The 13,017-nt window shown below is 69.8% G+C and carries 8 protein-coding genes; 2 read left to right on the top strand and 6 right to left on the bottom strand.

Annotated elements, in window-relative coordinates; translation table 11 throughout:
- Window positions 1-300: 300 nt before the first annotated feature.
- The 4 genes from OV090_RS12975 to OV090_RS12960 form a co-directional block, all read right to left on the bottom strand.
- Window positions 301-531 (bottom strand): ATP-binding protein, encoded by a 231-nt coding sequence (locus OV090_RS12975; protein ID WP_267703921.1) that lies wholly within the window; start codon window positions 529-531, stop codon window positions 301-303.
- A 347-nt stretch (window positions 532-878) separates the two neighbouring features.
- On the bottom strand, window positions 879-1,406 hold the full coding sequence (locus OV090_RS12970; RefSeq protein WP_267703920.1) for a hypothetical protein: 528 nt from the start codon (window positions 1,404-1,406) through the stop codon (window positions 879-881).
- Window positions 1,407-1,658: 252 nt separating this feature from the next.
- Complete coding sequence (locus tag OV090_RS12965) at window positions 1,659-3,371, bottom strand: SBBP repeat-containing protein (protein WP_267703919.1); 1,713 nt, start codon at window positions 3,369-3,371, stop codon at window positions 1,659-1,661.
- 161 nt (window positions 3,372-3,532) lie between these two features.
- On the bottom strand, window positions 3,533-4,081 hold the full coding sequence (locus OV090_RS12960) for a T6SS immunity protein Tdi1 domain-containing protein (RefSeq protein WP_267703918.1): 549 nt from the start codon (window positions 4,079-4,081) through the stop codon (window positions 3,533-3,535).
- Between the two features lie 602 nt (window positions 4,082-4,683).
- Between OV090_RS12960 and OV090_RS12955 the strand changes: the two genes are divergently transcribed.
- A complete protein-coding gene (locus tag OV090_RS12955; protein ID WP_267703917.1) occupies window positions 4,684-7,281 on the top strand; it encodes a DUF4215 domain-containing protein in 2,598 nt (865 codons plus the stop codon).
- Between the two features lie 119 nt (window positions 7,282-7,400).
- On the top strand, window positions 7,401-7,982 hold the full coding sequence (locus tag OV090_RS12950) for a LuxR C-terminal-related transcriptional regulator (protein ID WP_267703916.1): 582 nt from the start codon (window positions 7,401-7,403) through the stop codon (window positions 7,980-7,982).
- Between the two features lie 2 nt (window positions 7,983-7,984).
- Here the strand turns inward: OV090_RS12950 and OV090_RS12945 are convergent, their stop codons facing one another.
- A complete protein-coding gene (locus tag OV090_RS12945) occupies window positions 7,985-10,939 on the bottom strand; it encodes a serine/threonine-protein kinase (protein ID WP_267703915.1) in 2,955 nt (984 codons plus the stop codon).
- Between the two features lie 432 nt (window positions 10,940-11,371).
- Window positions 11,372-12,835, bottom strand: a complete 1,464-nt coding sequence (locus OV090_RS12940) for a serine hydrolase domain-containing protein (RefSeq protein ID WP_267703914.1) — start codon at window positions 12,833-12,835, stop codon at window positions 11,372-11,374.
- Window positions 12,836-13,017 lie beyond the last annotated feature (182 nt).

Genomic DNA, 13,017 nt, shown 5'->3' with positions numbered 1-13,017 from the left:
CATCCCTCGCGCCCACACCCTTGTGAGGTCGAGTTCATGAACAAGCTCGTCGTCATCTCCGCATTCCTGTCGCTGGCTCTCGGATGTGCGGGGAGCCTGAAACTGAACACCAAGTCGTTGCTCAAGAGGAAGTAGGGCGACTCGTCGGCCGGCTCGCCCGAGGTCGTCGCGGGATCGCCCGACGGAGCCAATGCGGACAGGGCCGACACGGCCAAGGCGGAGGCCCCGCCGAGGCCAAGGTCCACGCCGATCCTGCCGCCGATTCGCCAAGCCCGAGCTGCTGGTCGTCGACGAGATGGGCTATCTCAGCCGTCGGAGCCGGCGCCTCAGCGCCAGCGCGCCGTCCTGCGCGGCGAGGTCGGTGAGCATGGCCGAGGCCGAGACGAAGCGCGCGGTGTGACCGAGGACGAGGGCGTGGAGCGCGAGGTTCTGCGCGAGCATGGTCTTGCCGACGCCGTTGGGGCCGATGAAGACGACGTTGGTGGCGTCGCGGAGGAAATGGAGCTGGAAGAGCTCCTGGATGTCGTGCATGACGCGAACCCAAGGTCCTGCCGTCACGCCCGCCCCCGAGCGACTCCAGGGGACGGGCCAGGCGTTGCAGGACCGTGCTCCCTGGCGCGAGTCCCCCGAAGTCGCGAGGCCGGCCGAGCTCGGCTTCGGGTCGGCGTGCTCGGTGCCTCGCCGGGTGTAATGATTGGGCCGTCGCGCCGCGCGATGCTCGACGAGTCCAAACTGTTCCGCCGCCGCGACAGTAATGCGACCACCCTTACCCGCGCTTGAGACAGCAGCAGAGAAGGTCGCGGAGGCCGGCCAGGGCCAGATGCCGTTCACCACGTCGATTGGCGCCGCGCTGCGGAGCGACCTGGCGTGCGGGGGCGTCAAAGCTCGACAACGCAAACAACACTTTTTGTGGAGCTCTCCCCGTGCTCGGTAACCTCGAATTGAATCTTCGAATCGAGATCGGGCACTCCCGTGCCGAAACGAGCCTGAAAATCCAAGTCATACCAGGGCTCGACAGAGGTCGGATCGGACACTTTCCACACGATTTGCTCGTAGTCGCCCACCACCGTGTGATCGAAGACGAAGATCGTGTTGTCGGGTGCCGTGTGCGAGACCACCAGGGATGGGCTCGTAAACTCGTAAGTACCGCCCTCCCCCAGCTCAAGGCTGCAGGCCTCGCCCGAGGGTGTCTTTCCTTCGTAGGTTTCGGCAAGGCATGCGCCCGCAGAGGGATCGCTCGAGAGGGAAAGGACGGGACACTCCGCGAGCTGTTCTTCGAACGCTGACCCGCCGCCGTCGGTCGCGTCTTCCTTCGATTCGCAGGCGATGAGGCACAGCAGCCCGCCGAGCACGACGGCGGTGGACATTGTGGACGAGGGGCTCGAGGAGAAGGCAGTTTCGAACATGGTCAGTTCCGAGGTCAGGTCGTGGAGGCCGCGCAGTCAATCGTTCGGTGGGCGCCGCGGGGGCTAGCCGACGAGTGTCGACCTCCTGGCGCTTGATCGGCGCGCGCGATCTATTTTGGGAGGCGCGCGCGATAAGCGCACGTTGTCCGCGCGGACGCGCGGCGATACCCTTGCGTCTCACTCCGAACCCGCGAGCGCGACGTGCAGTGAACGGCTTAACCTGCTCGAGCGCCAGGGTGAGTGCTATGGACATCACGGGTTGAAGGTGACGATGAAGCCGTCTTCGAAGCCAAAAGTGTTGGTCTGCGGGCCGTCGCCGAAATCGACCGCGCCGTAGATGCGGCCGGTTGCGGCGACGACGCCGGCGGCGGAGCCGGCGACGGCAGACGCGCCCGGCTGACCGACTTCCCCGAAGCTCTTGCTCCACACGTGATCGCCGGAGGGGGTCAGCTTGGCGACGAGGATGGCGAGTTCGTCGGCGGCGGTCAGCAGACCGCCGCCGACGTCGCACTGGCCCTGGACCACCCCGGCGAGCAGGACACTGTCGAACCCGTCGGTGGCGATATGGGCCCTGCCGAGACCGGTGGTGCACAACAGGCGGCTCCACTGGTGCGCCCCGCTGGTGTCGAACTGGGCGAGCACGCCCGCGGCGTCGGGCGTCACGAGCGGCCCGCCGCCGAAGTCGATGCTCTGGTTCGTCATCCCCGTGATCGTGATGCGATCCTTGCTGTCGACCACCAGCCCTTCGCCCCACTCGTCGCCGGCGCCGCCGAACCGCGCGCCCCACACGGCGTCGCCCGCGGGGTCGAACTTGGCGACGAACATGTCCAACTCGCCGGCGCTGATGAGGGGGCCGCTGCCGGGGTCGATCGCGCCCCGGAACCCGCCGGTCACGTAGATGTTGGCGGCGCCGTCGACTCCGACGCCGTGGGCGCTCTGGCTCTGTAAGTCGCCGAAACGGCGGCTCCACTGGTGCGCCCCGGCGGACGAGAATTTGGCGAGAAAAACGTCGGTCTCGCCGGCCGCGACCATGACACCGCCGCCGAGGTCGATGTCGCTCCTGCAGGAGCCGGCGAGGACGATGTTGCCGCCCTCGTCGACCGCGAGGTGCGGCTCGAATTCCTTGCCGCCCTTGATGGCCTTGCTCCACGCGTGCTCGCCGTCGCCGGTGAACTTGACGAGGAAGCCGCCGGGGTTCGGCCCGTTCACCAGCGGGCCGCCGCCGAAGTCGATCGTGCCTCTGGCGTCGCCGGCCATCACGATCTCGCCGGCTGCGGTCGTCGTGATCGCGAGCCGAAAGCCCTGGTCGTCCGCGTCGCCGAAGCGCTTGCTCCACAGGTGGGCACCGGTGGGCGAGAACTTGGCCACGTACACGTCATAATCCGGGTAGACGCCCGCGCCGATCAGCGGCCCGCCACCGAAGTCGATCGACTGCGTCGAGGTTGCGGCCACCACCACGTTACCGGCGCCGTCGAAGGCGACGCCTTTGCCGTAATCCTCTGTCGGACCGCCGAAGATACGGCTCCACCCCACGGTGCCCTCGCCCATGCAGGGGTCGGCGCCGTCGCAGTCCTCGTCGCCGGCCAGGTCGCAGCTCTCGGGCGCCGGCACGACCTCGCCGATGCACAATTCCCAGGTCCCGTCCGGACCGCATTGTTGTTCGCCGGCCTTGCACTGGCCGACGCCCTCGGTGCCGTCCGGGCCGCTGTAGCAGGCTCGTGTATCGTCGGGGGCGCAGTCTTCGGAGGCGCCGGTATCGGTGTCAGGACCCGTGCTGGTGTCCACTGTGGTGGTGTCGCCCGCCGTGGTTGGGCTGACAGTCGTCTCGGTCCCCGCGGTCGCCAGCGTGGTCGTGGGCGTGGTACTCCCCGTCTCGCTGGCGGCCGTGGTGCCCGCGGTTTCGGTGCCCGCGGTGGGTTCGTTGGCGGTAGTCTCGCCGGGGCTTCCCGAACAGGCGGCGAGCAACGCGAAAAGGAGAGCAAAGGGGGGGAGTTTTTGCATGGCCAGATCGATCTTGTTAAGCGGATGGACGAGGAGTGTCGCTTCGAGATACTCCCCGGTAACTTCGGCTGGACCCCCCGCAGAGAGGGTCCCGCGAACCCCTGGAGAACTTCGGAGCGGCTGTACTAGGCATGAGATTGAGCGAGTATGCGCAGGTAGCCCTGCAGCTTGACCCGTTTGTAGGCAGCCGGATCTTCGTCATTGCCGCCCAGTGGGAGCGCCGGAAACAGCCCATAGCACTCGTCGGCCTCCAGGGTGCCGAGCCTCTTGTGGACAGCCTTGAAGATCTTCTCGCGTAGTAGGTTGCCCCGATTGCGCGGTTTCAACCCGAAGGTGAGGAACACGGACGGATCAGGACCGAGATCGAGGATGCGCCCCCATTGCCCGTCCAGCAATCGGGTGTTTCCTTCGCTCAGAAAATACAGGTCCGCGAACGCGTTCCTGGCGAACACGATCGCGTCGCCGGGAACGACGGTCCAGTCGTTCGACAAGCCCGAGAATTCGCGAGGGTCCACGGTCCAGAACAAGCCGTCCCTGTACCGCGACCAGCCATCACTCTTCCAGAGCTCGAGCAGACCTTCGTCGGCCTGGGCCAGATCGCTCGTCAGGAACGATTCGTCGGGAAGCATGCGGTTCTCGGGCTTCCCCAGGGATTTGTGCAGATCGTCGTACATGCTCGTGGGACTGAGGTGCGGCTGTGCGGGCGACGGAGAGCGTCGGGCCCGTGGACCCGCGGTGGTCGGCGCCTCGGTCGTGGGCGCCTCACTCGTCGTGCTGGTGCCGGTTCTCGTCGAATCGTCGCCGGTCGACGTCGCGGTCTCGGTGGGACTGACGGGCCCGCGCGCGCCGGAAGGCGAGGACGAGGGATACGTATGTCGAATGAAACAATGTGGGCATCATGACTGCCCAGCCGCCCGGGCGCACCCGGAGCCGCAGCGCAGACACTAGGCGGCGAGGCGAAGGTCGCCATCGGACGAATTGCGTACGCGGCGACCGGGCGTCGTGAGCTGACACGCGTGCGTGGCGGCGCTGGCGATCGAGCGCGCCGTCTTTGCCAGCATGTGAGGCGAAATGACCGGCCGGAACGACGCGCCGCATGGGCGGGCGAGATCTCCGATCTGGCCCGGTGGTGTCGATTGCATTGCAACGGCCACGTAAGACGACCGGGCCCGAGCATGCGGACTGTCGAGATCATGCTATGGTGCAAGCACGGGTCCGCGCAGAGCGGTAATTTTCGATGCATCGATCGGGCGATCCGTGATAGTTCGCCCGACCCATGAAAGCACGTAGCATGAACTTCTCGATTCACTTCGCTCCCGCGGCGGCGGCCTGCCTCCTCGGCCTGAGCCTCGCGGCGAGCTGTGGGTCCACGGATCCGGGGGCGGACGGCAGCGCGACCGAGGTGAGCTCGACCACCGGGGTGGGCGCTTCGACCGAGGTGACCTCGACCACCGGGGCGGGCGCTTCGACCGAGGCGACCCCGACGGAGGGCGCGGAGACGACCGGCTCGTCGGAGTCCGGGACGGGAACGGGCGACACGAGCACAGGCGGCGAGGCGGTGTGCGGCGACGGCATCGTCCAGCCCGGCGAGGCGTGCGACGACGGCAACGCGGACGACTCCGATGGCTGCACCAACGCGTGCGCGGAAGCGGCGTGCGGCGACGGAATCGTCGGTCCCGGCGAGCTGTGCGACGACGGCAACGCGGACGACTCCGACGGCTGCACCAGCGCGTGCGCCTCGACCTCGTGCGGCGACGGCATCGTCCAGGGTATCGAGGAGTGCGACGACGGCAACGCGGACGACTCCGACGCGTGTCTCAACACCTGCAAGGCCGCATCGTGCGGGGACGGGGTGGCGCAGGCGGAGGTCGAGGCATGCGACGACGGCAATGCGGACGACGCCGACGCGTGTCTCGGCACCTGCAAGGCCGCGTCGTGCGGAGACGGGGCGGTGCAGGCGGGGATCGAGGCGTGCGACGACGGCAACGCGGACGACGCGGACGCGTGCACCAACGCCTGCACGGCCGCGGTCTGCGGGGACGGGGTGGTGCAGGTCGGGGTCGAGGCGTGCGACGACGGCAACGCGGACGACGCGGACGCGTGCACCAACGCCTGCAAGGCCGCAGCCTGCGGCGACGGGATCGTCGGACCCGGCGAGTTGTGCGATGACGGCAACATGAACGACGCCGACGGTTGCACCAATACGTGCACCTCGGCGACGTGCGGCGACGGTGTGGTGCAGATGGGCGTGGAGGAGTGCGACGACGGCAATCCAGTCGACACCGACGCGTGCCTCACCACCTGCTTGCTCGCCTCGTGCGGGGACGGTGCGGTGCAGGCGGGGATCGAGGCGTGCGACGACGGCAACGAGCTCGACACCGACGCGTGCACCGCCGCGTGCGAGGAGGCCGCGTGCGGGGACGCGATCGTGCAGGCGGGCGTGGAGGCGTGCGACGACGGCAACGTGGTCGACACCGACGCGTGCACGGCCGCGTGCACGGTCGCCGAATGCGGGGACGGCGTCATCCAGACGGGCGTGGAAGAGTGCGACGAGGGCGCCGCGAACTCGGACTCGGCGGCGTGCACGAGCACCTGCAAGGCGGGGGTCTGCGGCGACGGCCTGCTCTTCGCCGGCGCGGAGAGCTGCGACGACGGCAACGGCGCGAACGGCGACGGCTGCGAGGCCGACTGTTCGCCGACGCTCCGGGCGGTCGAGGCGGGCGGTGAGCACACCTGCGCCCTGTCGGCGAGCGGTCGGGTGCGCTGCTGGGGCGCAGGAGACGGCGGCCGACTCGGCTACGGCAACCTGACGTCCATCGGCGACGACGAGGCGCCGTCGGCGGCCGGCGACGTCCAGGTCGGCGCGACGGCGCTACAGGTCAGCGCCGGCGACCAACACGCGTGCGCGGTGCTCACGGGAGGCGGCGTGCGCTGCTGGGGCGCGGGCGGCTCGGGCCGGCTCGGCTACGGCAATACCAATAGTATCGGCGACAACGAGACACCGGCGAGCGTCGGCGTGATCAACGTCGGCGCCAACGTCGTCAAGGTCACCGCGGGCGATCTGCACACCTGCGTGCAGGTGAGCGGCGGCAAGGTCCGCTGCTGGGGCGCCGGCAGCGCCGGACGGCTCGGCTACGGCAATCTCAACAACATCGGCGACACCGAGGCGCCCGCGGCCGCCGGCGACGTGAAGGTCGGTGCCGAGGTGCTCGATGTCAGCGCCGGCGACGATCACACGTGCGCGCTGGTGGCCGGCGGCAAGGTCCGCTGCTGGGGTCGTGGGTCGGACGGTCAGCTCGGCTACGGCAACGTCAATTCGATCGGGGACAACGAGGTGCCGTCGACCGCGGGCGACGTCAACGTCGGCGGCGCGGTCAAGCAGGTCGCCGCCGGACAGACGCACACCTGCGCCCTGCTGGAGAACGGCAGCGTGCGCTGCTGGGGCGCCAGCGCCAGCGGCGAGCTCGGCTACGGCAACACGAAGACGATCGGGGACAACGAGACCCCGGCGTCCGCGGGCAACCTCGACGTCGGCGGCGTGGTCGTCCAGATCACGGCCGGCTGGCACCATACGTGCGCCCTGCTGATGAACGGCGGGGTGCGCTGCTGGGGCTCCGGCGCCGAGGGCCGGCTCGGGTACGGCAACACGAACAACATCGGCGACAACGAGACGCCGGCGTCCGCGGGCAACGTCAACCTCGGCGGAGTCGCAGTGGCCGTGACCGCCGGCCGCCATCACACCTGCGCGATCCTGGCGGGCGGCGGGCTGCGCTGCTGGGGCAGCGGCACCTACGGGAAGCTCGGCCACGCCAATGTCACGACGATCGGCGACGACGAAGCGCCGGTGACCGCGGGTCCTGTCTCGGTGTACTGATACGACGCCGTCGCACCTCGTGGTCCGGCCGCGGACGCGACGCGCGACGGCGATACCCGAACCCGCTGCGAAACGGGGTGGCGGTGGGCCTCGCGCAGCGTGTAGCTTCATGGGGCGTCATGACCGACGACGACACGACCCTCCGTCCGGTGACGATCCACCGGCGAACAACCGCGCGACCGCTCATTCGGGTGATCGTCGGCAAGCGCCGCGGCGAGGCGTTCGTGCTCGATCGCCGCGAGTCGACGATCGGACGCGACGCGAGCGCGACGCTCCGCTTCGAGGATCGAGGCCTGTCGCGCCTGCACGCCAAGCTCCTCCTGGCGAGCGGCGGCCTGATCTCGATCCTCGACCTCGACTCCACGAACGGTACGTTCGTCAACGGCACCCGCGTGGGCCTGAGTGCCGTCCGCGAAGGCGACCAGATCCAGCTCGGGCCGGAGGTGGTCCTCCAGCTCGCCCTCGAGGACGTGCCCACGGCGGCGCGCCAGCGCGAACCCCTGCCGCTGAGCCCGCGCCAGCTCGAGGTCGCGCGCCTCGTCGCCACCGGGATGACCAACACGGAGATCGCGGAGAAGCTCGGGTTGAGTCCCCGGACCGTCACCAGCCACCTCGACCACATCTACGCCCGCCTCGGGATCAGCTCGCGCGCCGCCCTCACCCGGGCGCTCGCCCTCGCCGGGGAGCTGGCGACCGAGTGAGCTCAGCCCGGGTGCTCGGCGAGCCAGCGGTCGGCGCCGTCGAGGTCCATGGAGCCCTCCGGCTCGCTGCGCGCGAGCCCGGCCCGTGCAGCGAGGGCGAGTGCTCGCGCCTCGGGGCGCTTACCTGTCCTCCAGAGCAGCTTGGCCCGGGCGAGATCGAGGAGCGGTCGGAGGCGGACCTCCGGCCCGGCCTCGGCTGCGCGCTCGAGGTGTTCGGCGGCCGCACGCGGATCGCCGCGCTCGAGCTCGACCTCCGCGAGGGTGATCCGAACAGCGGCGATCGAGGTCGAGCGCAGGGTCGAGGGTTCCGCCGCCGCGAGGTGACCGAGGGCCAAAGCCCCAGCCCGCAGCGCCTCGTCCAGGCGACCTCGGCAGCGCTCGGCGGTGGCGAGGCCGACGAGGATCGCCGTCCCCGTCGGTGAGCCAGCGTCGCCGCTCGCCTCGACGAGCGCGCGGACCTCGGCGAGGACCCGCGCGGCCTCGTCACAGCGGCCGAGCTTGCGCAAGGCGTTGCCGAGGTTGTACCGGACGGCCACGCCCTGCGGGTGCGTCGCGTCGACGGAGTCCTTGGTCATGGCGAGGATCTCCTCGTAGCGAGCGGCGGCCTCGCGGTACTGGCTCTGTTTGAAGTGAAGAGTGGCGATGTTGCCGAGCGCCAGGGCGACGCTGGGATCCGAAGCTCCAAGTTCGCGCTGCCAGATCGCCAGCGCTCGCTCGTAGTGCGCCAGCGCCTCCGGCCAGGCCCGCCTGCGCGAGTCGATCGAGCCCAGGTTATTGTGGACGATCGCCACGTCCGGGTGCTCGGCGCCCAGGGCCTGCTCACGAATGGTCAGCACCCTCCCGACGACCGCGCGGGCCTCATCGAGCTGACCGATCACCGCCAGATCGGTGCCGAGACCGAGGAGTGGGTACGTCAGTTCGGGGTGCTCTGGACCGAGCCAGCGCTCGAGATCGGCGAGCGCGCGTCGGTGCCCGGCGATCGCCACCGCGTGCTTTCCACGGCGGTAATGGAGGTTGGCGAGGTCGCTCCGGACGAGCGCCGTCAACGGGTGATCTTCGCCGCGCTCCGCCTCGTAGATCGCGATCGACTCGCCGTAGGCGGCCTCGGCCTCGTCGTGGCGGCCCGCCGTCTCGTGGACATTCCCCAGGTAGCCGAGGAGCAGCGCCCGGTGCTCTGGGTCGGCGCCGGCGCGGCGGGTGAGCGCGCGAGCGTGGTGGGCCCAGAGGAGCGCCTCCGCGGGGCGCTGGCGCCGATAACCGACGACGAAGAGCAGCTCCGCGGCCGCGACCGTAGCGATCTCATCGTGGCCGACGGACTCGGCGAGCTCGGCAGCCGTGACCAGCTCGGTCTCCGCCGTGGCGAAGTCGCCGGTCCGCTCGGCGAGGAGGCCGTGGCGCAGGAGCGCCTCGGCGAGCACCGGCGGGTGATCGCTAGCGAGGGCCAGCGCGTCCGCGCGGGCGCGGGTCGCCTTGCGGAGGCCTTCCTGGTAAGAGCCAGCGCGCTCGAGGGCGTCGACCTCGACCAGACGTTGGCGGAGCTCGGCGACCGCGGCCATGGCCGTCGGACTCTCCGGCACCTCGACCCGCGAGCGCAACGCCTCGAGATCGGCGCAGCGATCGACGGACGGCAGTCGGGCGACCGCGTCGACGGCTTTCAGGGCGACCTCGTCGTCCGCGCTGGCGAGCACCTGGATCTGGGCCTGGAGCGCGGCGAGACGGCGGCGGAGGCACGACAGGCGGAGGTCGAGGAGCGTGGTCGAGTGCTCACCACGTGCGCTCGCCCGGTGGGCGTCGACGTAGCCGGCGATCCAGGCCTCGGCGTACGCGTCGATCGTTCGCTCGACCGTCGTCGCGCTGGCCTCGGCGAAGGACCGCTCGCTCTTCGTGGTCGCCCGGCGGAGCTGCTCCTTCGCCGCCGGCGACCAGACCTCGTCGATCTGCCGGCGGGCCAGCACCTCGGGCGACGGCGCGGTGGGCCAGAAGGCCGCCGCGGACACGGCGATGAGCCCGGCGGCGGTCAGCGACAGCGCTCCTCGGAGCCTTCGCCAGGAGGGCTCCGACTCCAGCTCCTCGAGGAGCGCCGCCATCGACGGATGACGGTCCGCGGGATCGACCGCGAGCCCGCGAGCCAAGAGGCGATGGAGGTGCGGCGGTCCGATGCCGCCGGTCGGTGGTCGAGGGAGCGAGCGTCGCTTGGCGGCGACGAGCTCCGCTTCGCCCGCGCCGACAAAGGGAGGCGCGCCGTGGAGCGCCTCGAAGAGGGCGATGCAGAACGCGTAGAGATCGGCGCGGGCGTCGGCGGCCCCTCCCGCGTGGATCTCGGGCGCCATGTAGCGCGGCGTGCCGACGACGCCGCCCAGGCTCTCGTCGCCGTCGAGGGACGGCGCCGCCACCGAGCCGGTCGGCGCGGCGAGGCCGAAGTCCGCGACCTTGACCACGCCGTCGTTGCCGACGAGGACGTTGGCCGGCTTGAAGTCGCGGTGGACCAGCCCCGCCTCGTGGGCGGCGACCAGCCCGCGACCGGCGGCGACGAACGCCCGTCGGATCTCCGGCCAGCTCCGTCGTCTCGCCGCCAGCCAGCGGCCGAGATCGACGCCTTCGACCAGCTCCATGGCGATGAAGAGGAGCTCGTCGCTCGTCTCGGCAGTGGGGACCCAACTGACATCATGGACCGTGACCACGTTGGCGTGCGAGAGCTTCGCCAGAGCGCGGGCCTCGCGGATCATCCGCGAGGTCGACGCGCCATCGTGAGAGCGAAGGAGCTTGAGCGCGACCTTGCGGTCGAGTTCTGGATCGTAGGCATCGTAGACCACGCCCATCGCCCCGGTGCCGCGCGGGCCGAGGACGACGTAGCGCCCGAGCACGAGCCCGCGCGCGACCCCCGGGTAGCCGGCGGCGGCCGGCGTCGCCCGTCGCCCGTCGCCGCTGTCTTCCGCGGCTGTCGTCGCGTCCAGCATGCCTCGCGCAGAGGATAGGCCAGCGGCGCGTCGGCACGCAACCGAGCGTCCGTTCCGCCCGGTGACGGGTTCGACAGCGTCCTGCTCGCCGGGTGGCGAATAAGCGAGTGCGACATCCTCGACCTCTCCATATCCACCCCGCCGCATTCCTGCTTCAAACCCTTAATCGCGGTGCGGAGCGACGTTGGAGGTGTTTTCATTCAAGGTGTCGTCTCGGCCGATGGCGCGTTCTTCAGGACTTTCGAATTCATGGCAGGCATGGTACCCCGCGGCCCGCATTCCCTTTCAGCCGGCCGCGCTTGCCGACGGCAAGGGTGCAGCGAGCAATCGTCGCGGAACACTCCCTCCGCTGCGAATGCTCCAAAACCCATGACACGGGCCAAGGATCGACCGTTAGACGTTCGATACTGAAACAGGCCGCTGGGCGATCATTCAAGTTCCAGGAGCTTTGAACACCAGCGTCAGATTGCCTTTCTTGCCGCCCAGTCGGGCAGCGTAGCCGTCGGCGCCCTCGCTCCGCAGGTCGAAGACGCCGATGGGCGTGACCAGGGCCGCGCGCGCGAAACTACCTTCGGGGTCGAGACCGACGAGCCGAAGGTTCGCCACGTCCTTTTGCGGGAAGCCGTTCAGCCAGGCGCCGAAGGCGTTGTCGGCGGAGATCTCGCCCTCACAGAGCCCCTGGCGCTTGGCGAAGCGGGCCGTGCCGACAATCGGCTTGCTCTCGAAGATTCCTTCGAAACGGACGGCGCCGGTCGGGCAGGCGCGCTTGGGCAGCCCGGCTGCGGCGCCGGGCCGGAAGGGCGCGGTCAAAGTAATCGCCGTCGGCTCGATGGCCGAGGTCCACAGGGCGTTGGACAACAAGCTGACCGACAACTTCCGATCCGGATAGAGCACCAGGACACTACGGGCGCCCACCGTGATCCCCGCGTGGTGGACGATCGACTCGCCGTCGAAATCGCGTGCCAGCCGCCAGCCAAAACCGACCTTGTAGTCGCCCTCGGTCACCGGCTCGCCGCTGTTCAGCGTCATCGGCGTCGTCATCCAGGCGAAAGTCGCCGGCGTGACGATCTTGCCCGTGACGACCCGCCCCCCGAACGTCGCCAGATCGGGCGCCGTGGCTGACAGCCCGCCGCCAGCCCAGGTATAGCTGACGTCGTGTGGCGGCTCCCGGTGGACCGGGCCGTCCTCGATGTCGTAGGCGCGGCTGACGCGCGGATCGGGACCGTCGGTCGCGTCCGGGCCGAGACGAAGGCCGGGCGTGATCTCCGTCGCCAGGTAGTCGAGGAAGGGCTTGCCTGCGGCTGCCTCGATCTCGGCGCTGAGCAGGGTGTAGCCCCAGGAGGAGTAGCCGTACTTTTCGCCTGGCGGCGAGAGCAGCGGACGGTCCTGGAAGATGCCCACCGCCTCGCGGACGGTGGCGTAGCGGTGGCCGCCCAAGCTCTCGTCGGTGTCCTGGTAGTGCGGCATGCCGGAGGTGTGGGCGGCGAGCTGGCGGGCGGTGATCGCGGGCCAGCGGTCGGCGGGCAGGTAGGGGACCAGCGTGCTCACCGGGGCGTTGGGGTCGAGGAGCCCTTCCTCCTTCAGCTTGGCCGCTGCCGTGGCGGTTATCACCTTGGACACGCTGGCCAGGCGGAAGACGGTCTGGTCATCGACGGGCGCCCTCGTCTCCAGATCGCGATAGCCCGCCGAGCCGCTCCAGACCACCTTGCCGTCGCGCCAGACCGCCGCGCCCATGCCGGGCACGCCGTTGGCCTCGACCAGGAGCTCCAGTACGCGGGCGGAAACCCGGCTCGCGCGTGCGTCGGCATCCGGGCCCGCAAGCTTGGGCGCCGCCACCGTGGCGCCGGCGCAGCCCGTCAGGAAAAGGACGACGCCCAGCGGCCGGACAAACGACAACGAACGGCGCGAAGGCGTCGCCCTGTGTAGAAAGAAACAAGCCCTGGTCACGTCAATGCAGCTCCGAATCCAGAAGTAGACCCTGGACGGTGACCCTACGCGGGGCGCAGCCACATATCAAGGTCGCCGACCTCGCGCTTGAGCTTCTCGAAGTTGAAATCTGGCGCCGGAAACGTTCCACG

The organism is Nannocystis sp. RBIL2 (assembly GCF_026626745.1).
In the GTDB taxonomy this organism is placed as follows: Bacteria; Myxococcota_A; Polyangia; order Nannocystales; family Nannocystaceae; genus Nannocystis.
The sequence above is the reverse complement of the archived record's forward strand: the minus strand, read 5'-3'. Positions and strand labels throughout refer to the sequence as shown.

Excerpts from the sequence above, each read along its gene's own strand:
- OV090_RS12955 (WP_267703917.1), top strand. The coding sequence starts at position 4,684 with ATGAAAGCACGTAGCATGAACTTCTCGATTCACTTCGCTCCCGCGGCG.
- OV090_RS12975 (WP_267703921.1), bottom strand. The coding sequence starts at position 531 with ATGCACGACATCCAGGAGCTCTTCCAGCTCCATTTCCTCCGCGACGCC.
- OV090_RS12950 (WP_267703916.1), top strand. The coding sequence starts at position 7,401 with ATGACCGACGACGACACGACCCTCCGTCCGGTGACGATCCACCGGCGA.
- OV090_RS12945 (WP_267703915.1), bottom strand. The coding sequence starts at position 10,939 with ATGCTGGACGCGACGACAGCCGCGGAAGACAGCGGCGACGGGCGACGG.
- OV090_RS12970 (WP_267703920.1), bottom strand. The coding sequence starts at position 1,406 with ATGTTCGAAACTGCCTTCTCCTCGAGCCCCTCGTCCACAATGTCCACC.
- OV090_RS12960 (WP_267703918.1), bottom strand. The coding sequence starts at position 4,081 with ATGTACGACGATCTGCACAAATCCCTGGGGAAGCCCGAGAACCGCATG.